The following is a 24,112-nucleotide window of genomic DNA, read 5'->3' as shown; positions in this document are numbered from 1 at the left end:
GGTTCAGCCCGCCGCGAACAGGTGCTGCGCCGACTGGAACAGGATCCAGCTGGTCGCGATGAACTTGTCGCCGTTGCGCGGGCGGTTGCCGCGATGGGTGTGGGTGAACGCGGTCGGCGCGAACAGCAGGCTGCCGGCGCGCGGCGCGACCTTGCGCTGCTGGAACAGGAATTCGGTTTCGCCTTCGTCGAAGCCGTCGTTGAGGTACAGCGTCCACAGCAGGTGGCGGTGCAGCGTCTCCGCGTTGGCGTCGCGCGGGTACAGCTCGCAATGCCAGTACGGATAGCCGCCTTCGCCGGCCGCGTACCACTGCAGGTTGATCGCGGCGGGACGCAGGCAGGTGCGGGCCAGGTCGGCGATGGCGGCATCGGGCATCCGCTCGAAGTCCTCGGCCTGCAGCCGGCGCGGCTGCCCGTCGGCGCCGGGCTGTTGCAGCATCAGCGGCGAGATCAGCGCCTGCGGGAACTTGCGCAGGTAGCGCAGCAGGCCGGCGAACACCGCCTGCTGTAGCCGCGCGTCGACGTCCTGCCATTCCGGATTGCCGCTGATGCGCAGGTCGCGGCTGTGCTTGAGCTCGGGGAACACGCCGCCGCCGATGCGGCCGGGCTGCAGCTGCGGGCTCTGGCGCAGGCGCGCGACGATGGCCGCGCAGTCGTCGTGGCCGACCGCGTCGGGATAGACTTCGATGAAATCGGCGGGGGCGTCCATTGAGGGGATTCTAGCGGGCGGCCGATCGGTGCGTCGCGGCGGGCTGGGCGGTAAAACCCGACACCCCCGATGCCGGGTTTGCGCTACGCTCCAATCCAGCCTCCGGTCCCGGGGATGGCCCATGAAAGACGACCAGCTGGATGCAGCGCTCCAGGCCGAGTACTTCTACGTGCAGAAGGTCATCGAGGACTTCGATTCGCGCGCACTCACCATCAAGGCCTGGAGCGTCACCTTCAGTCTCGCCGCGATCGCCAGCGCGCTGGCGAGCCATGCGCACGTGGTGTTCCTGGTGGCCTTCATCAGCGCCCTGCTGTTCTGGCTGCTGGAAGCGATCTGGAAGTCGTTCCAGGCCGGGTACTACAAGCGCGCGGAAGCCATCGAGCGCCACTTCGCCGGTACGCAAGCGCTTTCCGCGCCGTTTCAGATAGGAACCACCTGGTTCCGCCACTGGGGTGCCGGCGGCCACCAGGGCTGGACCCGGTTCCTGCTCTGGCCGCACGTGGCGCTGCCCCATGCCGTCGTCGCGTTCATCGGCGGCCTGCTTTTCCTGCTGTCGCTCGCCGGCGTGGTCCGGCCGTAGCGGCCAGCGCTGCTTCGCGGGCGGGCTTCGCCATGCCGAAACCGATACCGGATACGTGGGAACACGCAAGGCGGGTTAAAACCCGCCCTATGAATTTCGGGGTGGCGCAGGGCGGGTTTTAACCCGCCTTGCGTTTGAGGTGAGAGACGATCAGACGTCGCCGTCCTTGGCCCAACCCTCGCCCGTCCCGCGCGTGATCACGCGGTCGCTGTCCAGCACGTCGCCCGCGGCGATCGCCTCCTGCCCCGCCAGCCGCGCGTAGATCGGGGTGAAGTCCGGGCGCGTGGCGTCGATCAGCTGCTCGAAGCTGTCGATGACGAAATAGGTCTTCTGGAAGGTGTCGATGCGGTAGCGGGTGCGCATGATCCGCTCCAGGTCGAAGCCGATCCGGTTCGGTGCCGGTGATTCCAGCGAATACAGCGACTCGCCCTTCGACGACACGATGCCCGCGCCGTAGATGCGCAGCCCGTCCTGCGTGTCGATCAGGCCGAATTCCACGGTGTACCAGTACAGGCGGGTCAGGAACTGCAGCGCATCCGGATCGATCCCGTGCGCCTTCACCCCGCCCTTGCCGTAGGCCTGCATGTAGTCGGCGAACAGCGGGTTCATCAGCAGCGGCACGTGGCCGAACAGGTCGTGGAACAGGTCCGGCTCGGCGATGTAGTCGATCTGCTCCGGGCGGCGGATCCACCACGTCACCGGGAAGCGGCGGTTGGCCAGGTGCTCGAAGAAATCCAGTTCCGGCAGCAGGCCCTCGACGCCGATCAGCTTCCAGCCGGTCGTCGCGCCCAGCACTTCGTTCAACTGGTCGAAGCGCGGGATCCGTGCCGCGTCCATGCCCATCGCGTCCTGCGCCTGCAGGAATTCGTCGCAGGCGCGGCCGACCAGCAGCTCGCGCTGGCGCCGGTACAGCGTGCCCCAGGTGCGGTGGTCGGCGGCGCTGTAGTCGGCCCACGGCTGATCGACCACGGCGGTGGTGTACACCGGCACGTAGCCCTTGTCGGTGAGCTGGTTCTCGACGCGGCGCGGCTGGTTCATGGCGGGAATCCGGGAATGGTTTCGAATCCGATGCTAGCGCCGAAACCGCGCAACGGGCTTGCAAAGTTGCGTAATATGCCGCTTTCGGCGCAATCTTGTTGCGTCATATAATGCTGCGAAGCAACAATGAACGAAACCGTCACCCTCGACCGCACCGACCTGCGCCTGCTCGGCCTGCTGCAGCGGCAGGGTCGCGCCACCAACGCCGAGATCGCCGCGCAGGTGAACCTGTCGCCGTCGGCGTGCCTGCGCCGCATCCAGCGGCTCGAGGCCGGCGGCGTCATCGCCGGCTACGCGGCGCGGATCGACCCGCGCGCGGTCGGGCTGGGCCTGCAGGCCTTCGTCCGCGTGCAGCTGGAGAAACACGAACAGCCGGCGATCGAGCGCTTCGTCGCCGCGGTCAACGACTGGGACGAGGTCGTCGCCTGCCATGCGCTGACCGGCGACATGGACTACCTGCTGCACGTCGTCGTGCAGGACCTGGAGCACTTCTCGCGCTTCCTGCTCGACAAGCTGCTCAACGACGCCGGCGTCGCCGACGCCAATTCGAGCTTCGTGCTGCGCACGGTGAAGCAGGCGGGCGCGTTGCCGTTCGGCCACCTGCAGCCGTAGGCCGCGCGCCGCGTCTTTCACCTGCGCGAAACGCAACGCGCACATCGCTGAACCCTGCGAGTTTCGTCGCGGTTAACCCTGAAGCGGCGAATGGTGCCAAGCTGCAGGCGCCGAAACTTCACGGGAGAAGCGCCATGGCTGCCTCGTTGAATGAAGTACGGCGCGTGCATGCCGGCGCATGCAACGGACTGCTGGCGCGGCGCAACGTCGTCGCAGTGGGCGTCGGTTACAAGCGCACGGGCGGCCGTGCGACTGGCGGCCTGGCGATCGTATGTTCGGTGCGCGCGAAGCGTCCGCTCGAGTCGCTGGCGTTGCGCGATCGCATCCCGGCGACGGTGCAGGGCGTGCCGACCGACGTGGTGCAGAGTGGGCCGATCTTCGCGCAACAGTCGCGCACCGGCCGCGTGCGTCCGGCGCCGGGCGGGGTCAGCATCGGCCACATCGGCATCACCGCCGGCACGCTCGGCTGCCTGGTGCTGAAGAGCGGCAACCCGCACATCCTGTCCAACAACCACGTGCTGGCCAACAGCAACGACGCCAGTGTCGGCGACGCGATCCTGCAGCCCGGTCCGGCCGACGGCGGCCGCGATCCGGCCGACCAGATCGCGCGGCTGGTGGAGTGGGCGCCGATCGTCTTCGACGGCGCGGATGGCGACGGAAATGGCGGTGGCGATGGCGGCGAAAGCCCGTGCCCGATCGGCGGCATCGCGGCCGGGATGCTGAATGCCGCCGCCGCCGCGGTCGGCAGCCGCACGCGGCTGCGTGCGGTGCGCGAGGCGGCGCCCGCCGCGACCAATCTGGTCGATTGCGCGATTGCCGCGCCGCTGGATCCATCCAGTGTCAGCGCCGACATCCTCGAAATCGGCCGCATCGCCGGCGTCGCCGACGGCGGGCTGGGCATGCCGATCCGCAAGAGCGGGCGCACCACCGGGCTGACCACGGGCGAGATCGAGCAGGTCGACGTGACCGCGCAGGTCGACTACGGCTCCGGCCGTACCGCGCCCTTCACCGACCAGCTGATGGCCGGCGCGATGAGCCAGGGCGGCGACAGCGGTTCGGCGATCTTCGACATGGACAACCGCCTGGTTGGCCTGTTGTTCGCCGGCAGCACCAACACCACGGTAATCAACCGCATCCAGAACGTGTTCGCGGCGCTGCAGGTGGACCTGCCATGATCGATGCCGAGCCGCCGCCCGAAGCCGCCATCGCCGAGATCCGCGCGGTCAAGCAGGCGCACGAGGCGCGCTGGCTGGCGCTGCCGGACGTGGTCGCGGTCGGCATCGGCCGCACCGCCAGCGGTGGCAACGGCATCATCGTCTCGGTGCAGCAGGCGAGCGGGCGCCTGCGCATGGAAATCCCGGACGAGATCGACGGCGTGGCCGTCGAGATCCGCGAGACCGGCGCGTTGCGCGCGGACTGACGCGGGGCGTCCGGGCGATCAGCCCGCGTCCGCGTCGTCGCCGTGGCTGCGCACGTGCCCCGGGCCGACGCCCTCGAGGCGCTTGAAGAAGCGGCGGAACGCGGCCTCGCTGCGGTAGCCGAGCATCTCGGCGACGGCGGCGACCGAGAAGCGCCGGTTCTTCAGCAGGCGCCGCGCTTCGGTCGCGCGCCAGTGCGCCAGGTACTGGATCGGCGGCATGCCGACGGTGTGCGCGAACAGTTCGGCGAACGAGGTGCGCGACATGCCCGCGGCGTGCGCCATCGACTGGATCGTCCAGTCCTCGCCGGGGCGCTCGTGCACCGCCGCCAGCGCCTTCGACAGGCGCGCATCGCACAGCGCGGCGAGCAGGCCGCGCGGTTCGTCGGCGCAGCGCACGTATTCGCACACCGCCATCGTGAACAGCGAATCGGCCAGCTTGTTCTGCACCACCTGGCGGCCCCAGCGGCGGTCGCGGCTGCCGGCGGCGAGCAGCGCGGCGAGCTGGCGGAATTCCTCGCCGCTTTCGCGCGAACGCACGACGAAGTACGCGGGCAGGGCGCTGATGATCGGGTTGCCGCTGCCGCCGAGGAACTCCAGCTCGCCGCACAGCATGCAGGTGTCGGTCGGGTCGCAGGCGGCTTCCGGCAGGTGCGCGTCCGCGCTCGACGACAGCAGGTGACGCACGCCGGACGGAAACACGATCATGTCGCCGGCGCCGAGGTGCAGCGGCACGGCGAACGCCTCGCCGCCGACCCAGCATTCGCCTTCGGTGACCAGGTGGAACTGGCCGTAATCGGTGGCCGGTTCGCGGTCGAACCAGGTGCCGCAATAGCGCACGTCGGCGGTGATCTCCACGCGCATCCGGTACGCGCCGAGCACCGTTTCGAGCACGCGGTCGATCTGCTCCGGTACCTCGGCGGGGGCGCTGTCGGCTTCCATGCGCCGCATCGTAGGCCAAGCGCGGGGGTGCGGCCATGACCGGGTTTGCGCCGGTTCATGCCCGATCGTCCGGCGAGGCTTAACCGGCGATGACGTCCGGACGCACGGGCATAACCGCGGAACGCACGGGAATAGGCGGCGGTCGGGCCCGGGGGTGGAATGTCTCCGCACCGCCCGCAGCCGCGGCGGCGCAGTTCCCCATCAATCCGATTCCCGTCGATCCGACCATCGAGGTATTTCCCGTGAACAAGCAGATCAGAACCCTCTCCGGACTGTCCGTGGCGATGGCCGCCGCGGCCCTGTTCATGTCCGCGCCGGTAGCCGCGCAGACCGCCGCGAAGGCGGACACCGGCCATTGCATGGGCGCCAACGCCTGCAAGGGCCAGGGCGCGTGCAAGACCGCGAGCAACGCCTGCAAGGGCCAGAACGCGTGCAAGGGCCAGGGTTTCACCGAAACCACCGAGCAGCAGTGCCAAACCGCCGGCGGCCGCTTCGAGAAGCCGCAGGCCAAGGCCGGCGAGGCGAAGCAGCAGGAAGAGAAGAAGTACTGAACCACGCGCTTCCCGTCGCGCGATCGCGCGGCGGGAAGCGAGCCACCCCGTCCGGACGCGATGCCATGAACAACCGACTGCACGGATTCGGCCTGGGCCTGCGCGCGCAGCACTACGCGGCCGCGCTGTCCATGGACTGCACGGCCGACTGGTTCGAGATCATCAGCGAGAACTACATGGTCGACGGCGGCCGCGCGCTGCACTGGCTGGACCGCATCGGCGAACGCTATCCGCTGGCGATGCACGGCGTGTCGCTGGACATCGGCGGCCGCGACCCGCTCGACCGCGACTACCTGCGCCGGCTCGCCGCGCTGGCGAAGCGGGTGAAGCCGCGACTGGTCTCCGACCACCTGTGCTGGACCGGCGGCGACGGCGTCAACCTGCACGACCTGCTGCCGCTGCCGCAGACCGAGGAAGCGGTGCGCCACGTCGCCGCACGCCTGCGCCAGGTGCAGGACGCGCTCGGCACGCAGTTCCTGGTCGAGAACGTCTCCAGCTACCTGCGCTTCGCCGGCGACACGCTCGACGAGGCGCAATTCCTTTCCGCGGTAGTGGCCGAATCCGGCTGCGCGCTGCTGCTCGACGTCAACAACGTCTACGTCAACAGCCGCAACCACGGCTACGACCCGGTCGCGCTGCTCGACGCGCTGCCCGCGGGCAGCGTGAAGCAGATCCACCTCGCGGGGCACAGCATCGACGCGCTCGGCAGCGGCCTGCTGGTCGACACCCACGACGCGCCGGTCTGCGACGAGGTCTGGGCGCTGTACGCGCACGCGGTGCGCCGCTTCGGCGAGGTGCCGGCGATGATCGAGCGCGACGACAACATCCCGCCGCTGGCCGAACTGCTCGATGAACTCGCGCACGCGCGCGACATCGCCGCTGCGGCGCTGCGGCGGAGCGAGGCGGCATGAACGCGCCGGCCTCCGCGCTATTCGAACGCCAGGCCGCGCTGCAGCGCTGGCTGATGCACGGCGAAGCCGGCGTCGCCGCGCAACTGCCCGCCGAGCGCCGCGACGCGCGCCTGCGCATCTATGCCGACGCCTACCGGCTGCGGCTGGCCGACGTGCTCGCCCACGATTTCCCGGTGCTGCACGCATGGATCGGCGAGGACGCGTTCGGCGAACTCGCGGAAAGCTACCTGCGCGCGCATCCGTCGCGGCATCCGTCGGTGCGCCACTTCGGCCGCCACTTCGCCGCCTGGTTGCGCGAGCGCGAAGGCACGGCGCCCGGCTGGGCGGAGCTGGCCGAATTCGAATGGCTGCAGGGCGAGGTTTTCGATGCGGTCGACGCGCCAGTCGCATCGATCGAAGACGCCGCCCGGTTGCCGCCGGCGGCGTGGCCGTCGCTGCGCCTGCAGTTGCAGCCGGCGATGCGGCTGCGCGCGCTGCCGGCCGCGATTCCCGCGCTGGTCGAAGCGCACAACGCGGGCCGTCCGCTGCCGCCATTCGCCGCCGGCGAGATCGCCGACTGGCTGCTGTGGCGGCGCGGCTTCGAAGTGTTCTGGCGAAGGCCCGAGCCCGGCGAAGCCGGACTGCTGGCGCTGGCGCGCGACGGCGCCGGTTTCGCCGAACTGTGCGAACGGCTCGGCGACGACCTCCCCGAAACCGACGCGGCCCTGCGCGCCGCCGGCCTGCTCAAGCGCTGGCTGGCCGACGGACTGGTCGCCGCGCTGCAAACCGATCCACCTGCCTGAGGAAACCACGATGCAACGCTGCGCCACCTATGCGAGAAAAAGCGGAAACGCGATCGCTGCCGATGCCGGAATGGCGACGCCGGCCCTGCCGCTGCGCCTCCACGATGCCTTGCTGCGCTTCACCGCGCGTTGCGACTGGCTGGCGCCGCTGCTGCTGCGGCTGGCGTTCGGCTATTTCTGGTTCGAGACCGGCTGGGCCAAGCTGCAGAACCACGCAGGCTTCGCCGCGCGCTTCGCCGACTGGGGCATCCCGTGGCCGTCGCTCAGCGCCTATCTCAGCGGCGCCACCGATTTGATCGGCTGCGCGCTGCTGATCCTCGGCTTGGGCACGCGCCTGGCCACGCTGCCGATGATCTTCAACATGCTGGTCGCGCTGGCCGTGGTGGTGCTGCCGGGCGCCTCGCAGCTCGACCCGGCGTATTCGAAGCTCGACTGGTTCGTCGAACTCGACGAAGTGCTGTACGTACTGGTGCTGTTCTGGCTGCTGGTGGCCGGGCCCGGCAAGGCGAGCCTCGACCACCTGATCGCGCGGCGCTTCGGCCGCGGCTAGAAGCCGTTGTCGCCGTCGAGGATGCGGCCCAGCCCGCCGAGCACCGAGCCTTCGCCGCGGTTGGCGCCGCCCATCTGCGGTGCGGCCTGCAGCATGCGCCCGGCCAGGCGCGAGAACGGCAGCGACTGCAGCCAGACCTTGCCCGGGCCGGTCAGCGTGGCCAGGAACATGCCTTCGCCGCCGAAGAACAGGCTCTTGATGCCGCTGACCGGCTTCACGTCCATGCTCACCTGGCCCTGGAACGCGACCACGCAGCCGGTGTCGACGTCGATGCGTTCGCCCGCGGCGAGTTCGCGCTCGACCACGGTGCCGCCGGCGTGCACGAACACCCAGCCGTCGCCTTCCAGCTTCTGCATGATGAAGCCCTCGCCGCCGAACAGGCCGGTCAGGATCTTGCGCTGGAAGAAGATGCCCAGGCTGACGCCGCGTGCGCCGGCGAGGAAGCTGTCCTTCTGGCAGATCAGGCGGCCGCCGTGCTCGTCCAGCTTCAGCGCCAGCACCGTGCCCGGGTAAGGCGCGGCGAACGCGACCCTGGCCTTGCCGCTGCCGCCGTGGGTGAACACCGTGGTGAACAGGCTTTCGCCGGTGATCACGCGCTTGCCGGCGCTGAACAGCTTGTCCATGATCCCGCCGCCCGAGCTCGCCGAGCCGTCGCCGAACACGGTGTCCATGCGCACCGCGGCGTCCTTGAACATCAACGCGCCGGCCTCGGCGATCGCGCTCTCGCCCGGGTCCAGTTCCACTTCGACGAACTGCATGTCGCCGCCGACGATGCGGAAGTCGATCTCGTCGGCGCGCTGGCGGCCGCCGCTGCCCGGCGGCGGCGGCGGGGCGGGGCTGGCGCCGGCGGCCGCGAACTCGGGCACGTCGCGCACCGGCTTCCATTCGCGCATGCCTTCGCGCCAGCACAGCAGGCCCGGGTTGGCCTGCGCCTGCGCGCGCGCGGCGGCTTCGTCGAACGGTCCGGTGCGCTGGTTGCTGCGGGTATCGAAGAGAAACCACTGGCTCACGGTCGGGCTCCTGCGGGGGATGGTGGATGCGCGGCATTGCAGCGGCTCGCGGCCGTGTCCGCAAGCGCCTGAAGTCACATTGGCCGCAGGTCGGGATGCGTTAAAAAAGGGTTGCTGCGGGGTATGCCGTTTTGCAACATAGCCGTGCCAGCGCCGCCGTTCCCACCACCCAGCCCGGAACCTCGCCATGTCCCCGAACCCGCTGCACCCGCGTCCGCACCGCCTCGCCCTCGCCATCGTCGGCCTGCTGCCGCTGGCGCCGGCCTTTGCCCAGGAAGCGGCGCAGACTCCGGCGGAGAAGGAAGCCGCCACGCTCGACACCGTCGAGGTCACCGCGCAGCGCAAGGTCGAGAACATCCAGGACGTGCCGGTGTCGATCAGCGCGCTCGACGCCGAAAAGCTCGCGGTGTTCGGCTCCGGCGGCAACGACGTGCGCTTCCTGTCCGCGCGCGTGCCCAGCCTGAACATCGAATCGTCGTTCGGCCGCGCCTTCCCGCGCTTCTACATCCGCGGTTACGGCAACACCGACTTCCGCCTCAACACCTCGCAGCCGGTGTCGCTGGTCTACGACGACGTGGTGCAGGAAAACCCGATCCTGAAGGGCTTCCCGGTATTCGACCTGGACCGCATCGAAGTGCTGCGCGGCCCGCAGGGTTCGCTGTTCGGCCGCAACAGCCCGGCCGGCGTGGTCAAGTTCGAATCGGTGCGGCCCAGCCAGGAGTTCGACGGCTACGCCAAGGTCGGCTACGGCAGCGACGACATGTGGAACCTCGAGGGCGCGGTCGGCGGCGGCCTGACCGATGCCTGGTCGGCGCGCGCCTCGGTGCTGTTCCAGCGCCGCGACGACTGGGTCGAGAACACCGGTCCGGGCGAGAACGACGGCTACGAGGGTTACGACGAATCGGCCGGCCGCGTGCAGTTCCTGTACGAGGGCGACGGCTTCGAGGCGCTGTTCGGCGCGCACGCGCGCCACCTCAACGGCACCGCGCGGCTGTTCCGCGCCAACATCATCGAGCCGGGCACGAACGACCTGGTCGACGGCTTCGACGAAACCAGGGTCGCGCTGGACGGCCTCAACCATTCCGAGCTCGACAGCAAGGGCGCCAACGCGCGGCTGCGCTGGGATTTCGGCGGCTACAAGCTGCACTCGATCACCGGCTACGAGAGCGTCGAAACCTACAGCCGGGGCGACATCGACGGCAGCGCGGGGCCGTACTTCACCCCCGAGATCCCGTTCGCCTCGGAAACCGCCGACGGCATCCCCGAACACTCGCAGTGGACCCAGGAATTCCGCCTGGAATCGGACACCGGCACCGCCTTCGACTGGCAGGCCGGCCTGTTCTACTTCAAGGAGGACTACAAGGTCGAAAGCTTCAGCTACGACTCGCTGGCCGGCGGCGCGCAGGACGGCTACGAGCGTATCCGCCAGACCAACGACTCGTGGGCGGTGTTCGCCGCCGGCACCTGGCAGCTCAGCGACGCCGTCGAACTGCGTGGCGGCCTGCGCTACACCGTCGACGAGAAGGAGCTGGCCGTCGAGGATTACTGGAACAGCGGGTTCGCCGCCTGCGTCGGCCCGACCCTGGGCATCCTGCCGCCGCCGGTCCTGTGCTCGCGCGCGGACCTGCTGGCCGCCGAAGGCGCCGGCGGCAGCCTGTCGCGCGCGCCGGAAGACAAGAAGCTGAGCTGGGACCTGTCGGCGGTCTACAAGTTGAACGAGGACGCCAACCTGTACGCGCGCGTGGCCACCGGCTACCGCGGCAGCAGCATCCAGGCCGCCGGCGCGTTCAACCGCACCTCGGTGGCCGGGCCGGAAACCTCGACCATGTTCGAGGCCGGGGTGAAGGCCGACCTGTGGGACAAGCGCGGCCGCATCGCCTTCGGCGTGTTCCGCTACGAGGTCGAGGACCAGCAGCTGACCGCGGTCGGCGGCGCGGCCAACGCCAACATCCTGCTCAACGCCGACAAGACCATCGGCCAGGGCTTCGAGCTCGACTTCCAGGCCTACGTGCTCGACAACCTGCTGCTCACCTTCGGCAGCAGCTACAACGACACCGAGATCGACGACGCCGACCTGCGCGTGGCCGGCTGCGCCGCGTGCACCGTGACCAACCGGCCCGAGCTCGACCCGGAAACCAACCAGCCCACCGGGCGCTACTACATCGACGGCAACCCGCTGCCGCAGGCGCCGAAGTGGACCCACAACCTGACCGCGCGCTGGGGCATCCCGGCCGGCGACGGCGCCGAGTTCTTCGTGTTCACCGACTGGGCCTACCGCAGCGAAGTGAACTTCTTCCTGTACGACTCGACCGAGTTCACCGGCAAGTCGCTGCTCGAGGGCGGCCTGCGCGTCGGCTACACCTGGAATTACGGCGACTACGAGCTGGCGCTGTTCGGTCGCAACATCACCAACGAAGTGCAGGTGGTCGGCGGCATCGACTTCAACAACCTGACCGGCTTCATCAACGAGCCGCGCACGCTCGGCGCCGAATTCCTCTGGAAGTTCTGACGCGCCGCGCGCCGCCGTGACGATCGCTGCACCGGCCATCCGGCGCCCACCCGCCCGCGGCGAGCGCTGGCTGCTCGCCGGCGGGGTGGCGCTCGCGCTCGCCGTTTCGTTCTGGATCGCGCGCGACCGCCTGACCTGGCTGCTCGAGACGGTGTGGGTGATCGCGGCGTTGTTGTTGCTCGCCTGGCGCTGGCGGCGGTTCCCGTTGACGCGCCTGTTGTGCTGGCTGCTGGCGCTGCACGCGCTGGTGCTGATCCACGGCGGCGCCTACACCTATGCGCAGACGCCGGGCGGGTTCTGGCTGCAGGAACTGCTGGGCACCGCGCGCAATCCGTGGGACCGGCTCGGGCACTGGATGCAGGGCTTCGTGCCGGCGATCCTCGCCCGCGAGTTGCTGCTGCGGCTGACGCCGCTGCGCCGCGGCGGTTGGCTGGCCTACCTGGTGCTGGCGGCCTGCCTGAGCTTCAGCGCGTTCTTCGAGCTGATCGAATGGTGGTCGGCACTGGCCTTCGGTGCCGATGCCGATGCGTTCCTCGCCACCCAGGGCGACGTCTGGGACACCCAGTGGGACATGTTCCTGTGCCTGTGCGGCGCGGCGGCCTCGCTGCTGCTGTTCTCGCGGCTGCACGACCGCCAGCTGGGCGCGGACGTGCTCGCCGGCAAGTGACGCCTTCAGGGCTTCGCCGCTTCGCGCAAGCCCGCGTCGACCGCGTCGAGCAACTGTTCGTCGGCGTCGGTGGCGTGCTCCCAGTACATGATCCCGCCGAGCCCCTGCTCGCGCACGAACGCGGCCTTGGCGCGCAGCGATTGCGGGTCGTCGTAGCTGATGAAGTGGCGGCGCTGCGCGTTCCACAGCCACGGCGCCTGCGCCCGTTCGTCCCAATGGCGCACGTAGCCCTCGCGGTGCAGGTAATCGGTCGAGATCTGTCGCCACGACAGGTAGCCGCCGCCGCGGTGGTAGGGCCGGTTGAGCCCGTCGTTGCCGGGCTCGACCTCGTCGAAATGGCGGCCGTAGAAGGCGACGCCGAGGTTGAGCTTGCGCGGCGGCACGCCGGCGCGCAGGAATTCCTCGACGCCCTGCTGCGCGGTGCGGCTGCCCGGCCTGGCCGACGCGCTGCGGAACAGCGAGGCGTGGTGGCCGGTGGTCTTGGACAGGCTGCCGTAGAAGTCGTAGCTCATCAGGTTGATCCAGTCGAGCGTGCGCGCGATGCGGGCGATTTCCAGTCCGCTGGCGGCCTCGCCGTCGGCGGCGGCGATGGTCAGCAGGTACTCCCGGCCGCGCTCGCGGCCGAGCGCATCGAAGCGCGCGCGCAGCGCCTCCAGCAACAGGCTGAAGTTCCCGCGGTCGGCCGGCGAATGGCTGATGCCGGGACCGGGCCGGGTCGGGTATTCCCAGTCGACGTCGAGGCCGTCGAGGTCGTGGGCGAGGACCAGTTCGACCGAACTGTCGACGAAGGCCTTGCGCGCGGCCGCGTCCGCCGCCGCTTCGGAGAAATTGCCCGCGCCCCAGCCGCCGACCGAGAGCACGATCTTCAGCCGCGGATTGTCGCGGCGCAATTCGCCCAGTTCCCGCAGGCGTTGCGGCGCGGTTGGCGTCGGCAGGAACACGCGATGGTCTTCGCCGACCCTGGCGAAGGCGAAGTTGACGACGTCCAGCTTGCTTGCGCTGATCTTCGGCAGGGCCGCGCCATCGGAGACGTAGCCGACGATGCGGTACGGCGCGCGTTCGGCGGATGCCGCCACGTCGACCGTCGAAACAAGGATTAGAAACAGCAACGCGAGCGTGCGAAACATGGCCGGCTCCGGAAAACGGAGTCGAACTATAGAACGAAGCCCTGCTACTCGCGCGGTTGCGACGGAAAACGCAGCACCACGCGGCGCGTCTCGCCGTCGGGGCGCTGCCACCGCACCGGCACGTCGCGCGGCGGCGGCGGCTCCAGTTCGTCGTCGATGCGTTCGAGGTTCTCTTCCTCGATTTCCCAGCTGTACTTCTTACGCGGCGGTTCGGGATCCTTGCGCCGGAACAGCAACGCCGCGACCACGCCGGCCAGCGCGCCGCCCAGGTGCGCCTGCCACGACACGCCGGGCTCGCGCGGCAGCACGGTCAGCAGCATGCCGCCGTAGAACAGGAAGGCGATCATGCCGGCGGCGACCGCGGCGCGGTCGCGGCGCAGCACGCCGAGCATGAAGAGCAGGAACATCAGGCCGTGGGTCAGCCCGCTGGCGCCGAGGTGGTAGGTGCCCGGCGCGCCGAGCAGCCAGGCGCCGAGGCCGGAACCGAGCCACAGCAGCGGCAGCGCGCGCGGCGTCGCCTTCGGGTAGGCGCTGCCGGCCAGCGTGCCGAGGATCAGCAGCGAGACCGAATTCGCCGCGATGTGCTCGATCGAGCCGTGCAGCAGCGGCGCGGTCAGCACGCCGAGCAGGCCCGGCGCGCTCCACGGGGCCACCGCCAGCGGCCGCCAGTCGAAGCCGGATTGCGCCGAATACGCCAGCACCAGCGCCAGCACGAAGGCCAGGCTCAGGTTGAACGCGCGCAGGATGCGGCGGCGGTCGAAGCGGCTTTGCGCCTCGGCGTCGAAGCGCGGGTCGTCGGGATCGTGTTGTCGAAAGGCGCGCGGGTCCATGTTCCAGCAATGGCGGCGCCCGGGGCGATTGCAAGGGCCGGAGGGGAGGCGAAAGCGTGCGAAAATGCGCACATGAACGAAACACTGCCGACCGTCCGCCTGAAGAATGCCTGGCGATCCAGCCACCCGTGGATCTTCCAGAAGCTGGTCGACAAGCCGCCGACCAAGCCCAGGCCGGGCAGCATCGTCGACGTGTTCGGCGTCGACGGCGCGTGGATCGGCCGCGGCTTCTACAACGGCCACTCGCGCATCGCCGTGCGCATCCTCGAAACCGATCCGGAGGTCGCGGTCGATCGCGACTGGTTCGTGCGCAAGATCGGCGAGGCGGTGAAGCTGCGCCGCGAGATCCTCCGGCTCGACGCGGTCAGCGACGCCTGGCGCGTCGTGCACAGCGAGGGCGACGGCCTGTCCGGCCTGGTCGTAGACCGCTACGGCGACCTGCTGGTGGTCGAGTTCTTCAGCGCCGGCATGTTCCGCCACCGCGAGTGGATCTACGACGCGCTGCGCACCCACTTCCCCGGCTGCCGCTTCCACAGCTTCGCCGACGAGCACGTGCAGAAGCAGGAATCGTTCGATTTCCGCGGCAGCGAGCCGGCGGCGCCGGCGGTCATCACCGAATACGGCGTGAAGTTCCGCGCCGACCCGGCCGGCGCGCACAAGACCGGCTTCTTCGCCGACCAGCGCGAGAACCGCGAATGGCTGTCGCACCAGGTCGCCGGCAAGAGCGTGCTCGACCTGTGCTGCAACACCGGCGGCTTCGCGGTGTACGCGGCGGTGCGCGGCGCGCGCGAAGTGCTGGGCATTGACATCGACGAGGCGGTGATCGACATCGCCAAGGGCAACGCGAAGCTCAACGGGGTGAAGCCGCGCTTCGTGCAGGCCGACATCTTCCCGTGGCTGCGCGACGCCGCCGCGCGCGGCGAGCGGTACGACGTGGTGATCCTCGACCCGGCGAAGATGACCCGCGACCGCGACCAGGTCATCAACGCGCTGAAGAAGTACCTGGACATGAACAAGCTGGCGCTGGGCGTGTGCAAGCCGGGCGCCCTGTTCGCGACGTTCTCGTGCACCGGCCTGGTCGGCGAGGAACAGTTCCTCGACATGCTGCGCCGCGCCGCGTTCTACGCCGGGCGTACCGTGCAGGTGGTCAAGGTCGCCGGCGCCGGCGCCGACCATCCGTTCCTGGTCAACGTGCCGGAATCGCGTTACCTGAAGGCGGTGTTCTGCCGCGTGCTGGACTGAATCCCCGTCCCCCTGCACGCGGGAGACGGGGCCGTTCCCGGCTGATCCAGATCAAAGCGCCGCCATCCGGGGCGCCGCATACTCGGCGCACTTCCACGGCCCGGAGGGCGTCGCCATGGCTCAGGAATTCAGCGGCAAGGTCGCCATCGTCACCGGCGGTGCGTCCGGCATCGGCGAAGCGATCGCGCGGCGGCTGTCGGCGGGCGGCGCGAAGGTGGTCGTGGCCGACTTCAACGGCGACGGCGCCAGCAAGGTCGCCGGCAGCCTGAAGGACGCGCTGGCCTTCGAGCTCGACGTCGCCAACGCGCAGGCGGTGCAGCGGCTGGTGGCGCGCGCGGCCGACGCCTTCGGCGGCCTGCACCTGGCGGTCAACAACGCCGGCATCGGCGGACCCGGCCATGCGACCGCCGACTATCCCATCGAGGACTGGCGCCACGTCATCGACGTCAACCTGCACGGCGTGTTCTACGGGATGAAATACGCGATCCCGGCGATCCTCGCCTCCGGCGGCGGCGCCATCGTCAACATGTCGTCGATCCTCGGCAGCGTCGGCTGGCCCGGCTCGATCGCCTACGTCGCCGCCAAGCACGCGCTGGTCGGCATGACCAGGACCGCGGCGCTGGAATACGCGGACAAGGGCCTGCGCATCAATGCGGTCGGCCCCGCGTTCATCGACACGCCGCTGCTGTCGGGCCTGGACCGCGCGACCTACGACGGACTGAAGGCGCTGCACCCGGCCGGCCGGCTCGGCACCGCGGAGGAGGTCGCGGCGCTGGCCTGTTTCCTGCTGTCGGACGAGGCCTCGTTCATCACCGGCAGCTACCACCTGGTCGATGGCGGCTACACCGCGCGCTGATCGCGGTCCCTTAGGTTGGTGAACCAATAGCACACACGCGGCCGGCGCCGCGGCGGGTAACCTGCGCGGCAGGCTATCCGGAGGAACAGGCATGCGCCCGCGACTGGCAACCCCTGCAACCCTGCTCGCGCTGGCGATGGCGGGCACCGCGTCGGCGCAGTCCGTCGACCTGTCGGTGCTGGACGCGGAACTGGCCGGCGCGCCCGCGCAGGTGCTGGTGCTCGGCACCGTGCACCTGTCGCAGGACCTGCCGAAGGACTTCGATCCGGACCCGGCGCTGCGGCCCGTGCTCGACCGGCTGGCCGCGTTCAAGCCGGACATCGTCACCATCGAGTCGATCCCGGGCGAACAGTGCGAGTTGATGGCGCGGCATCCCGCCGTCTACGGGCCGATCGCCGACAATCCCTACTGCCACGACAACGCCGCGGCGCATGCCGCGACCGGGCTGGACGTGCCGGCGGCGATCGCCGCGGCGCACCAGACGCTGAAGGACTGGCCGCAGCGGCCGACCGCGGCGCAGCGCCGCCGCCTCGCCGCGCTGTTCCTCGCCGCGAACGAGGCGGCATCGGCGCTGGTGCAGTGGCTGCAGTTGCCGGAAGCCGAGCGCCGCGCCGGCGACGGGCTCGACGATGCGCTGGTGGCGCAGCTGCGCAAGTACGAGGCGTCGAACAACGAGGATTACCGGATCGCCGCGCGCCTGGCCGCGCGGCTGGGCCTGCAGCGCGTGCATCCGATCGACGACCACACCGGCGACAGCTACGACATCGACGACGAGCCCGCCTTCGAGAAGGCGATCCGCGGCGCGTGGGACTCGGCCAGGCCGCGCACCGGGCCGCTGCGCGAACGCATGCGGGCGCTGGTGGAGGAGGGCGACCTGCTCGCCCTGTACCGTTTCGTCAACGATCCGGAAACCCTGCGCGTGCAGATCGGCGGCGACATGGGCGCGGCCGTGCAGGAACCCAGCCCGCGGCACTACGGCCGCTGGTACGTGGCCGGCTGGGAAACCCGCAACCTGCGCATGGTCGCCAACATCCGCGCCACGTTCCGCACCCATCCCGGCGCGCGCGTGCTGTCGGTCGTCGGCTCCACGCACAAGCCCTGGTTCGATTCCCTGCTCGGGCAGATGCAGGGCGTCGAGATCGTCGATGCGGAGCGGGTACTGGAGTGAGGCGGACCGGCCGGGCGCCCTAGCCCTTCGCGTGCGTGCGCAGCCAGTCGCGCAGCACCACCGCCTGGTTGATCTGCGGGTCGCGCGCCGCGTACACCAGGGTGACGCGGCCGTGCGCCAGCTGGTCGCGCAGGACCGCCGTCGCCGTCGGGTTCGCGGCGAGCTCGGCGCGATAGCGCGCGGCGAATTCGTCGAACCGGTCCGCGCGGTGGTCGAACCACTGGCGCAGCGCCGGGCTCGGCGCGATGTCCTTGCACCACAGCGTCAGTTTCAGCGCTTCCTTCCTGACCCCGCGCGGCCACAGCCGGTCGACGAGGATGCGCGCGCCGTCGCTGGCCGACGGCGGTTCGTAGGCGCGCTTGAGCCGGATGTCCATGCGGACATCCTACACCTTCATGCGTCCACGCCCTTCGCCAGCAGGCTGCGGCGGCGGCTGTAGGCCAGGTAGACGACCAGCCCGAACGCGTTCCACAGCAGGCACCACAGCTGGGTCTTCGTCGGCAGGCTCCAGAACAGGTAGGCGCAGCCGAGGATCGCGACCGGCCCGACCAGCCACGCCAGCGGCGTGCGGAACACGCGCGGGCGCTGCGGCTCGCGCTTGCGCAGCACCAGCAGGCAGGCGGCGACGGCGACGAACGCGATCAGCGTGCCGGCGTTGGCCAGCGCGGCGATTTCGTCGAGGCGCGCGACCCCGGCCAGCGCGCCGGTCAGCACGGCGGTGAACACGGTGATCGCCACCGGCGTGCCGCGCCTGCCCACCTTCGACAGCGAGCGCGGCAGCAGGCCGTCGCGCGACATCACGAAGAAGATGCGGCTCTGCCCGTAGAAGAACGCCAGCAGCACGGTCGGCAGCGCGACCACCGCCGCGCCGGACACGATCCCCGCCGCCGTGCCCTGGCCCAGCTCGCGCATGATCAGCGCCAGCGGCGCCGCGCTCTGGGTGAACACGGCATAGCTCAGCGCGCCGACCGCGGCCAGCGCGACCAGCACGTAGATCAGCGTGCAGGCCAGCATCGAGCCGACGATGCCGATCGACAGGTCGCGGGCGGGGTTCCTGGTTTCCTCGGCCGCGGTCGAGATCGCGTCGAAGCCGTAGAAGGCGAAGAAGATGATCGCCGCCGCCGCCATCACCCCGTATTTCCTGCCGTCCGCGCCGATGCTCTCGAAGAAGCCGTGCGGCATGAACGGATGCAGGTTGCCGGCGTCGAAGTGCGGCAGGGCGATGGCGACGAACACCGTCAGCGCGACCACCTTCACCGCCACCAGGACCGCGTTGAGCGTGGCGCTCTCTTTCGTGCCGACGATCAGCAGGCCGGCCACGACGAAGGTGATGAGCACCGCCGGCAGGTTGACGATGCCGCCGGCGTGCGGCCCGGCGGCGAGCGCCGCGGGCAGCGGCAGGCCGATGCCGGCGAGGAATTCCTGCGCCGACCCCGACCAGCCCACCGCGACCGCGCTGACCACCAGCGTGTATTCGAGGATCAGGCTCCAGCCGACGATCCACGCCAGCGTCTCGCCGAGCACCGCGTAGCTGTAGGTGTAGGCGCTGCCGGCGGCCGGCATCATCGTGGCCATCTCGGCGTAGGCCAGCGCGGCGCAGGCGCAGACCACGCCGGCGACGACGAACGACACCAGCACCGCCGGTCCGGCGAGGCCGGCGCCGACGCCGATCAGCGTGTAGATGCCGGTGCCGACGATCGCGCCGATGCCCAGCGCGACCAGGTGCGGCCAGCTCAGCGTCGGCAGCAGCCGGCGCCCTTCCTCGTGCGCGGTGACCAGGTCGATGGATTTGCGGCGCAGCCAGCTCATGCGGTCCCTTCCCCTCGATGTCGATGCCGGGATTCTCGCATGGCGGCGGAGGCGGCCGGGAAGCCGGGCAGGCCCGCGCCGCTGCCTTCGTTTCCCGCCGGTACGACGCGACCGCCCCGGCGAAGCGGGCGCGGTAGCAGCCGTTGAGACCGCCCCGGCTACACTGTGCGCATGGATTCCCCAACCCTGCTCGTCGTACTCGTCGTCCTGGTGGCGGTCGTCATCGTGCTGCTGGTCGCGCTGCTGCTGCGCCGCCCGGAAACCCGGCTCGAAAAGGCATTGCGCGAGGAACAGCGCGAAGGCCGCGGCGAGTTGCGCGAGCAGCTCGACGGCCTGTCGCGCCAGCAGGAAACCCGCATCGACGGCTTCGGCCGCAGCCTCACCGACCTGACCCTGCGCACCGACCAGCGGCTGGACGAACTGCGCGCCGCATTGACCGACGACGCGCACAAGTCGCGCACCGAGCTGGCCGTGCGCCAGCAGCAGTTCGCCGACACCCTGGCCGCGCAGCTGCGCGAACTGACCCAGCGCAACGAGCAGCGCATCGGCGAGATGCGCGCCACCCTGGAGTCGCGGCTGCGCGAACTGCAGAGCGACAACGCGGCGAAGCTGGAACAGATGCGCGCCACCGTCGACGAAAAATTGCAGAGCACGCTGGAGGCGCGGCTCGGGCAGAGCTTCAAGCTGGTGTCGGAGCGCCTGGAAGCGGTGCAGCGCGGCCTCGGCGAGATGCAGCAGCTGGCGACCGGCGTCGGCGACCTGAAGCGCGTGCTGACCAACGTCAAGGATCGCGGCGGCTGGGGCGAGGTGCAGCTGGAAAGCCTGCTCGAACAGATCCTCGCGCCCGAGCAGTTCGCGCGCGGCGTGAAGGTGCGGCCCGATGGCGGCGAGATGGTCGATTTCGCGATCCGCCTGCCCGGGCGCGACGACGGCGATGTGCCGGTGTGGCTGCCGATCGACGCGAAATTCCCCCGCGAGGATTTCGAGCGGCTGCTCGACGCGCAGGAGCGCGGCGACGTCGAGGCGATGCGTGCGGCCGGCACGCAACTGGAGCGCGCCATCCGCGTCCAGGCCAAGTCGATCAACGAGAAATACGTGGCGCCGCCGTACACCACCGACTTCGCGGTGCTGTTCCTCGCCACCGAGGGCCTGTACGCCGAATCGATCCGCCGGCCGGGCCTGGTCGACGTGCTGCAGCGCGAGCACCGCATCGTGGTCGCCGGCCCGACCACGCTGGCCGCGCTGCTCAACAGCCTGCAGATGGGCTTCCGCACGCTGGCCATCGAGAAGCGTTCCAGCGAAGTGCGGCAGCTGCTCGGCGCGGTGAAGACCGAGTTCGGCAAGTTCGCCACCGTGCTGGAGAAGGCGCACGGCCAGCTCGATACCGTGCAGAACAGCATCAAGCAGGCCGGCGTGCGCACGCGCGCGATCGAGCGGCAGCTGCGCGGCATCGAGGCCCTGCCGGGCGAGGATGCGCAGCGCCTGCTCGGCGATGCGGGAGACGACGGCGCATAATGGCCGTTTCTCCCCCGCCACGGACGACCGCCATGACGACTCCCCTGCAAGCCATCCCGCTGACGACCATCGACGGAAACCCGGCCACGCTCGGCGACTACGCCGGCAAGGTGCTGCTGGTGGTCAACGTCGCGTCGAAGTGCGGGCTCACCCCGCAATACGAGGGGCTGGAGAAGCTGTACCGCGAAAAACGCGCCGCCGGCCTCGAGGTCCTCGGCTTCCCGGCCAACGACTTCAAGCAGCAGGAGCCGGGCAGCGGCGCCGAGATCGCGCAGTTCTGCAGTACCAACTACGACGTGACCTTCCCGCTGTTCTCGAAGATCGCGGTCACCGGCGACGCGACCCATCCGCTGTACCGCGCGCTGACCGAAGCGCAGCCGGAACGCATCGGCGAAGGCCCGCACCGCGCGCGGCTGGAAGGCTTCGGCATTCCGGTCAATCCGCCGCCGGGCGTGCTGTGGAACTTCGAGAAGTTCCTGGTCGGCAAGGACGGCCGGGTCGCCGCCCGCTTCGCGCCGGACATCGGCGCCGACGATCCGCGCCTGCGCGAAGCCATCGACGCGGCGCTGGCCGCCTGACGCCCGCGACGGGTTCCCCGCAACGGAAAAGACCGCCATCCGGCGGTCTTTTTTGTTGCCGCCATCCATGGCGGCAACCCTTCGGGCCATCGCCGACGCGATGCCGAAATTTGCTCCCGGCAATTTTTCGCGATGCCGCGGGAAGGGCGGCTCAGCCGCCGCCGTCGATGCTCGGCACCGGCAGCGTCACCGGGATCGGCATCGCGTTGGCCGGCACGTCGGGCATGCTGTCGGGTTCGCGCAGGTAGTCGGGCAGCGACTCGTCCTGGTCCTTCTTCTCGCCGACGCGCTGCTGGATCTGGTAGTTGCGCCGCTGCAGCCAGGAGTCGCGGACCAGCGCGTATTCGTCGAGCGCGCCGTCGCGCATGCCGTCCAGCGGCAGCAGTTGCGCGCGGGTGTCGACCAGTTGCACGCCCTGCAGGCCGACGCGCACGGCGTCCCGTTCGATGAAGTGCGTCGGCGACAGCGGGATGTCGCCGACCACGCCGAAGGCGTCGCGCACGGTGCGCGGGCCGAACAGCGGCAGTTCGAAATAGCGCGAGCGCCGCCAGCCCCACACGGCCATCGTCTGGCCGAAGTCGGCATTGTGGCGCGCGACGCCGGCCTTGCTCGCCGGGTCGAACAGGCCGCCGATGCCGAACGTGGTGTTCATCAGGAAGCGGCCCAGCGTGTCCCACGCGTCCTTCGGCCGCCCCTGCAGGAACAGGTTGAACATCGACAGCGGCGAGCGCAGGTTGTCGAAGAAATTGCTGACGCCGGTGCGCACCGGCTTCGGCACCACCTTGACGTAGCCGCGCGCCAGCGGCCGCGCGATGCCGCGGTCGACCGCGTTGTTGAACGCGTGCATCTTGCGGTTGTACTTCTCCCACGGGTCGTAGCTGACCGGCAGCTGCGCTTCCGGCGGCAGGGTGGGGTCGGCGACCGGGTCGTAGTCCTGGCCGTAGATCGCGGCGAAGTCCTGCTCGGCCGCGCTGGCGGCCGCGGGTTCGTCCGCGGCGGCTTCGGCGGGCGGCGCTTCCGCCGCGGGCCCCGCGTCGTCGGCGGTGGCGTCGGCCGGCGCGTCGGCGGCGACGATCTGCGGCACGGGATCGGCCGATGCGGCCGACGGCGGCGCGCTGGCGCAGGCCGAGGCGAGCGCGGCGAAAACGGCGGCGATGGCGAGGCGGTACGGCTTCATTGGGGTGGGGGTCCTTGGTGAAGCGCGGAACGGACGTCTGGAGATGCCGGAGCGGGGCGTCGCGCCGGTGCGGATCAGGCCAGGCCGGAGGTCAGCCGGTAGGCCGCGCGCAGGTCGGACAGCCCCGGCGGTTCGCCCTCGATGGCCGGTGCCGCGCCCGCCGCGCGCGCGCGCGCGGCGAGTTCGGCCAACAATGCCAGCCCGGCGCTGTCGACGGTAGTGACCGAAGTCAGGACGAAGCGTTGCACGCCCTCCAGCGCGGCGCTGGCCTGCGTCCACAACGCGCCCGCGGCGGTGCGGTCGAGCGCGCCGGCGAACACCAGCGCGTCGCCGTCGCGGCGGCAGCCGGCCTCAGTTATTGCCACCGGCCTGCAGCCTGCCCGCGCGCAGGTCGGCGGCGACCTGGGCGATGCTCTTGGTGCGCAACGGCGCGTCGAACTGGTTCTTGAAAGTCTGCACGTAGCTGATGCCTTCGATCATCACGTCGAACAGCTTCCACTGGCCGCCGGTGTTGCGCATCAGGTAGTCGACCGGCACCGGCTCGCCGCTGGCGCGCAGGAACTCGCTGGACACCTTGACGCCGCGGCCGCCGGGCAGCGCGGCCTCGGACTTGATCCGCACCTTCAGCTGGCCGTCGAAATCGAGCAGCGCGGTGCCGTAGCGCGCCAGCAGGTTGTCGGCCAGCGCGTCGGCGAACAGCTTGACGTCGGCGTCGCTGGCGCCGCGGCCGTGCAGGCCCAGCACCAGGCGCGCGGCGTACTCGCGGTCGAACAGGCGGTTGAACTCGCTGTCGACGTAGGCGTTCAGCGCGGCCGGGCTGGCGCGGAATTCGGCGCGGCGCTTCTCCAGCGTGGTCAGGATGCGCGTGCTGCTGTCCAGCACCAGCTTGCTGGCGCTGCTCTGCGGCGCGGGCGCGACGCGCGCGGTGGCCTGCGCCTGCTGCGCGCTGGCGGCGAACGGGGCCGAAACCAGCAGCGCGGCGGCGACGGCGGCGGTGAGCAGATTCGACTTCATTGTGCGTTTCCTTCCTCCGGCGGAGGTGGTGGGGGCGGATTGTTGCCGGCCGCATTATTCCCAGCGCCGCTGAACATGTACTTTCCGACCAGCTGGATCAGGTCCACGGCCGGCTGGGTAAAGGCGATCTCGTCGCCGGGCTTGAGCACCTCGGGGTCGCCGCCCGGCGACAGGTTCACGTAGTTCTCGCCGAGCAGGCCGCTGGTGAGGATGCCGGCGGCGGTGTCGGCGGGCAGGTCCTTGAACCTGTCGTCGATGGTCAGGGTCAGCACCGAATCGAACTTGACCGGGTCGAGCTGGATGTCGCTGACCTGGCCGACCACCACGCCGCCGATCTTCACCGGCGCCTGCTTGCGCAGCTGGCCGAGGTTGCTGAAGCGCGCCTTCAGTTCGTAGTCGTGCTTGCCGAAGCCGAAGTTGCGGTTGGTCGAGGCGATCGCCAGCACCAGCAACGAGGCCAGTGCCAGCAGCAGGAAGGCGCCGACGGCGAATTCGAGGCGGGGTCCGCGGATGGACATG

General features: G+C 70.2%; 27 protein-coding genes. 15 read left to right on the top strand and 12 right to left on the bottom strand.

Going from position 1 to position 24,112, the window contains the following annotated elements:
* Positions 1-3: 3 nt before the first annotated feature.
* The gene (locus CSC71_RS04240) at positions 4-708 is read right to left on the bottom strand and encodes a 2OG-Fe(II) oxygenase (RefSeq protein WP_162373095.1); all 705 of its coding nucleotides are present in this window, start codon (positions 706-708) and stop codon (positions 4-6) included.
* Positions 709-829: 121 nt separating this feature from the next.
* On the opposite strand from CSC71_RS04240, the gene CSC71_RS04235 reads away from it, so the two are divergent.
* Positions 830-1,288: a hypothetical protein gene (locus CSC71_RS04235; RefSeq protein ID WP_162373094.1), complete on the top strand. Its 459-nt coding sequence runs from the start codon at positions 830-832 to the stop codon at positions 1,286-1,288.
* A gap of 150 nt (positions 1,289-1,438) precedes the next feature.
* On the opposite strand, the gene phhA is transcribed toward CSC71_RS04235, so the two are convergent.
* Positions 1,439-2,326: a phenylalanine 4-monooxygenase gene (gene phhA, locus CSC71_RS04230; protein WP_162373093.1), complete on the bottom strand. Its 888-nt coding sequence runs from the start codon at positions 2,324-2,326 to the stop codon at positions 1,439-1,441.
* A gap of 126 nt (positions 2,327-2,452) precedes the next feature.
* On the opposite strand from phhA, the gene CSC71_RS04225 reads away from it, so the two are divergent.
* From CSC71_RS04225 to CSC71_RS04215, 3 genes are all read left to right on the top strand, one after another.
* Positions 2,453-2,938 (top strand): Lrp/AsnC family transcriptional regulator, encoded by a 486-nt coding sequence (locus tag CSC71_RS04225; RefSeq protein WP_162373092.1) that lies wholly within the window; start codon positions 2,453-2,455, stop codon positions 2,936-2,938.
* Positions 2,939-3,072: 134 nt separating this feature from the next.
* Positions 3,073-4,113 (top strand): chymotrypsin family serine protease, encoded by a 1,041-nt coding sequence (locus CSC71_RS04220; protein ID WP_162373091.1) that lies wholly within the window; start codon positions 3,073-3,075, stop codon positions 4,111-4,113.
* Complete coding sequence (locus tag CSC71_RS04215) at positions 4,110-4,358, top strand: hypothetical protein (RefSeq protein WP_162373090.1); 249 nt, start codon at positions 4,110-4,112, stop codon at positions 4,356-4,358. The genes CSC71_RS04220 and CSC71_RS04215 overlap by 4 nt, the downstream gene beginning before the upstream one ends.
* 18 nt (positions 4,359-4,376) lie before the next feature.
* On the opposite strand, the gene CSC71_RS04210 is transcribed toward CSC71_RS04215, so the two are convergent.
* On the bottom strand, positions 4,377-5,297 hold the full coding sequence (locus CSC71_RS04210; protein WP_162373089.1) for an AraC family transcriptional regulator: 921 nt from the start codon (positions 5,295-5,297) through the stop codon (positions 4,377-4,379).
* 242 nt (positions 5,298-5,539) lie between these two features.
* On the opposite strand from CSC71_RS04210, the gene bufA2 reads away from it, so the two are divergent.
* The 4 genes from bufA2 to CSC71_RS04190 all read left to right on the top strand — a co-directional run bounded on the left by bufA2 (position 5,540) and on the right by CSC71_RS04190 (position 8,091).
* Positions 5,540-5,848 (top strand): BufA2 family periplasmic bufferin-type metallophore, encoded by a 309-nt coding sequence (gene bufA2, locus CSC71_RS04205; RefSeq protein WP_211367848.1) that lies wholly within the window; start codon positions 5,540-5,542, stop codon positions 5,846-5,848.
* Between the two features lie 65 nt (positions 5,849-5,913).
* Complete coding sequence (gene bufB, locus CSC71_RS04200) at positions 5,914-6,759, top strand: MNIO family bufferin maturase (protein ID WP_162373088.1); 846 nt, start codon at positions 5,914-5,916, stop codon at positions 6,757-6,759.
* Positions 6,756-7,541, top strand: a complete 786-nt coding sequence (locus CSC71_RS04195; RefSeq protein WP_162373087.1) for an HvfC/BufC N-terminal domain-containing protein — start codon at positions 6,756-6,758, stop codon at positions 7,539-7,541. The genes bufB and CSC71_RS04195 overlap by 4 nt, the downstream gene beginning before the upstream one ends.
* 70 nt (positions 7,542-7,611) lie before the next feature.
* Complete coding sequence (locus tag CSC71_RS04190; RefSeq protein WP_162373086.1) at positions 7,612-8,091, top strand: DoxX family protein; 480 nt, start codon at positions 7,612-7,614, stop codon at positions 8,089-8,091.
* Here CSC71_RS04190 and CSC71_RS04185 read toward each other — a convergent pair.
* The gene (locus tag CSC71_RS04185) at positions 8,088-9,101 is read right to left on the bottom strand and encodes a TIGR00266 family protein (protein ID WP_162373085.1); all 1,014 of its coding nucleotides are present in this window, start codon (positions 9,099-9,101) and stop codon (positions 8,088-8,090) included. The two genes, CSC71_RS04190 and CSC71_RS04185, sit on opposite strands and share 4 nt — an antisense overlap.
* Before the next feature lie 187 nt (positions 9,102-9,288).
* On the opposite strand from CSC71_RS04185, the gene CSC71_RS04180 reads away from it, so the two are divergent.
* Positions 9,289-11,610 carry a TonB-dependent receptor gene (locus CSC71_RS04180; RefSeq protein ID WP_162373084.1) on the top strand — a complete coding sequence of 774 codons (2,322 nt, stop codon included), beginning with the start codon at positions 9,289-9,291 and terminating at the stop codon, positions 11,608-11,610.
* Between the two features lie 16 nt (positions 11,611-11,626).
* The gene (locus tag CSC71_RS04175) at positions 11,627-12,277 is read left to right on the top strand and encodes a DUF2238 domain-containing protein (protein ID WP_211367846.1); all 651 of its coding nucleotides are present in this window, start codon (positions 11,627-11,629) and stop codon (positions 12,275-12,277) included.
* 5 nt (positions 12,278-12,282) lie between these two features.
* Here CSC71_RS04175 and CSC71_RS04170 read toward each other — a convergent pair whose 3' ends face one another.
* Complete coding sequence (locus CSC71_RS04170; protein WP_162373083.1) at positions 12,283-13,404, bottom strand: glycoside hydrolase family 18 protein; 1,122 nt, start codon at positions 13,402-13,404, stop codon at positions 12,283-12,285.
* A gap of 44 nt (positions 13,405-13,448) precedes the next feature.
* On the bottom strand, positions 13,449-14,234 hold the full coding sequence (locus tag CSC71_RS04165) for a rhomboid family intramembrane serine protease (protein WP_162373082.1): 786 nt from the start codon (positions 14,232-14,234) through the stop codon (positions 13,449-13,451).
* A gap of 72 nt (positions 14,235-14,306) precedes the next feature.
* On the opposite strand from CSC71_RS04165, the gene CSC71_RS04160 reads away from it, so the two are divergent.
* The 3 genes from CSC71_RS04160 (at position 14,307) to CSC71_RS04150 (ending at position 17,500) form a co-directional block, all read left to right on the top strand.
* Complete coding sequence (locus CSC71_RS04160) at positions 14,307-15,476, top strand: class I SAM-dependent rRNA methyltransferase (RefSeq protein ID WP_162373081.1); 1,170 nt, start codon at positions 14,307-14,309, stop codon at positions 15,474-15,476.
* 115 nt (positions 15,477-15,591) lie between these two features.
* Positions 15,592-16,332 carry an SDR family NAD(P)-dependent oxidoreductase gene (locus CSC71_RS04155; RefSeq protein WP_162373080.1) on the top strand — a complete coding sequence of 247 codons (741 nt, stop codon included), beginning with the start codon at positions 15,592-15,594 and terminating at the stop codon, positions 16,330-16,332.
* A 91-nt stretch (positions 16,333-16,423) separates the two neighbouring features.
* A complete protein-coding gene (locus tag CSC71_RS04150) occupies positions 16,424-17,500 on the top strand; it encodes a DUF5694 domain-containing protein (RefSeq protein WP_246191962.1) in 1,077 nt (358 codons plus the stop codon).
* A gap of 19 nt (positions 17,501-17,519) precedes the next feature.
* On the opposite strand, the gene CSC71_RS04145 is transcribed toward CSC71_RS04150, so the two are convergent.
* Together CSC71_RS04145 and CSC71_RS04140 are read right to left on the bottom strand one after the other, a co-directional pair.
* A complete protein-coding gene (locus tag CSC71_RS04145; RefSeq protein WP_162373079.1) occupies positions 17,520-17,876 on the bottom strand; it encodes a DUF488 domain-containing protein in 357 nt (118 codons plus the stop codon).
* A 17-nt stretch (positions 17,877-17,893) separates the two neighbouring features.
* On the bottom strand, positions 17,894-19,309 hold the full coding sequence (locus CSC71_RS04140; protein ID WP_162373078.1) for an amino acid permease: 1,416 nt from the start codon (positions 19,307-19,309) through the stop codon (positions 17,894-17,896).
* A gap of 171 nt (positions 19,310-19,480) precedes the next feature.
* Between CSC71_RS04140 and CSC71_RS04135 the strand changes: the two genes are divergently transcribed.
* Both CSC71_RS04135 and CSC71_RS04130 read left to right on the top strand, forming a co-directional pair.
* Positions 19,481-20,824: a DNA recombination protein RmuC gene (locus tag CSC71_RS04135; protein WP_162373077.1), complete on the top strand. Its 1,344-nt coding sequence runs from the start codon at positions 19,481-19,483 to the stop codon at positions 20,822-20,824.
* Positions 20,825-20,856: 32 nt separating this feature from the next.
* Complete coding sequence (locus CSC71_RS04130) at positions 20,857-21,402, top strand: glutathione peroxidase (protein WP_162373076.1); 546 nt, start codon at positions 20,857-20,859, stop codon at positions 21,400-21,402.
* Positions 21,403-21,553: 151 nt separating this feature from the next.
* Here the strand turns inward: CSC71_RS04130 and CSC71_RS04125 are convergent, their stop codons facing one another.
* The 4 genes from CSC71_RS04125 to mlaD all read right to left on the bottom strand — a co-directional run bounded on the left by CSC71_RS04125 (position 21,554) and on the right by mlaD (position 24,111).
* Entirely contained in the window at positions 21,554-22,579 is a 1,026-nt protein-coding gene (locus tag CSC71_RS04125; RefSeq protein WP_162373075.1) for an MlaA family lipoprotein, read from the bottom strand.
* 74 nt (positions 22,580-22,653) lie between these two features.
* Entirely contained in the window at positions 22,654-22,938 is a 285-nt protein-coding gene (locus CSC71_RS04120) for an STAS domain-containing protein (protein ID WP_162373117.1), read from the bottom strand.
* Positions 22,931-23,593, bottom strand: coding sequence for an MlaC/ttg2D family ABC transporter substrate-binding protein (locus CSC71_RS04115; protein ID WP_162373074.1), 663 nt, complete (start codon positions 23,591-23,593; stop codon positions 22,931-22,933). Before CSC71_RS04115 ends, CSC71_RS04120 begins: the two co-directional genes overlap by 8 nt.
* Positions 23,590-24,111, bottom strand: coding sequence for an outer membrane lipid asymmetry maintenance protein MlaD (gene mlaD, locus CSC71_RS04110; RefSeq protein ID WP_162373073.1), 522 nt, complete (start codon positions 24,109-24,111; stop codon positions 23,590-23,592). The genes CSC71_RS04115 and mlaD overlap by 4 nt, the downstream gene beginning before the upstream one ends.
* Position 24,112 lies beyond the last annotated feature (1 nt).

Source organism: Pseudoxanthomonas sangjuensis (genome assembly GCF_010211755.1).
Classification (GTDB): Bacteria; Pseudomonadota; Gammaproteobacteria; order Xanthomonadales; family Xanthomonadaceae; genus Pseudoxanthomonas_A; species Pseudoxanthomonas_A sangjuensis.
The sequence above is the reverse complement of the archived record's forward strand: the minus strand, read 5'-3'. Positions and strand labels throughout refer to the sequence as shown.